The 1,098-nt window shown below is 53.1% G+C and carries 1 protein-coding gene; it reads right to left on the reverse strand.

Translation table 11 applies throughout. The annotated features are described in order from the left end of the window. On the reverse strand, positions 1-941 hold a 941-nt coding region (locus NKJ34_RS15690), incomplete at its 3' end, for an RNA-guided endonuclease InsQ/TnpB family protein (protein WP_253739231.1). Positions 942-1,098 lie beyond the last annotated feature (157 nt).

Below are 1,098 nucleotides of genomic sequence, written 5' to 3' on the forward strand. Positions count from 1 at the left end.
CGGGTAAACCGGTCAAACTCCCACCCGTGCAACTTCTTGTTGCCTGATCGCCCCCAGTTCCGTGTTTCACCGTCGTCGTCTTCCCGAATATCACTCAGGTCGCCTACGGCGATTGTTCCGATACACTCCTCAACACACCGTTCGACAACGTGTTTCGAGAGGGTATGTAAGAAGTGATCTTTCCGGCGTGAGAGTTTCTGTCGAGCTTTCACTGCACGTTGTGAGGGGCCATTCTCGCCATCCGTGTCGTACTCGTCACGGGTGAAATAGTGTTTATCCTGTTTCAGCCGGTTGCCGGGATACAGCTCGCTGGGTCCGTCCTCGTAGTCAATAGCGAGGTAGTTGCTGATTCCGAGGTCGATCCCAGCGGTGTTGTCTCCGGGTGCATCTTCGACGGGTATCTGTTTCTTACAGACAAGATGTAGCTCCCACCGGTCGCCATTCCACACGGCCCGCACCTGTTGGACGTTCTCAACAGTCACGTCCGTTCGGGTTTCATATTCGGCGAGAATGAAGTCAGAACGACCGTCTTTCAGGTTGAAGCCCTTTGAGAGTCGAACCTGTCCGTGTTTGTCATCGTGTTTGATACCCTTCTGTTTCCACGTCACGGTCGAGCGTGGGTGTTTGTCGCCATGTTTGCGGTAGCCCGGTGGGTTGTTCCCGTCGTCGGAGTTGAACCAGCCGGTGAACGCCTCAGCAAGTTCTTCAAGAACTCGCTGACTTGACTGAGAATGAAGGTCACTGTAGCGTTCGTGGTCTTTCAATTCTGATTTGAGTTCGCTGTCGTCGGGAATTTCCCCGTCTTCGTCCCACCGGCCTTGAGAGTAGTATCGGGCGACATTCCACAGCTTCGACGCGGAGAGCCCACACTGATCGAGGTCGTCGCACACCTGCTGGTGGTTGACGATTTTTGCCCGATAGGTGCGGGTAGTCTCCAACATCGTCCTGTGTTCATAACAAGTTATGGAAGATTATATATTAAAACCAATGACTGAACGTGGAATATCCAGCAATACCATCGAACGTGGTTAGTGAGAGGTCAGTCGGCTGTATCCCCGCCCTGAAGGGCGAGGTTTTAGCCTTGTTTCTCCCATAACA

It is taken from the genome of Halohasta salina (assembly GCF_024178165.1).
Classification (GTDB): Archaea; Halobacteriota; Halobacteria; order Halobacteriales; family Haloferacaceae; genus Halohasta; species Halohasta salina.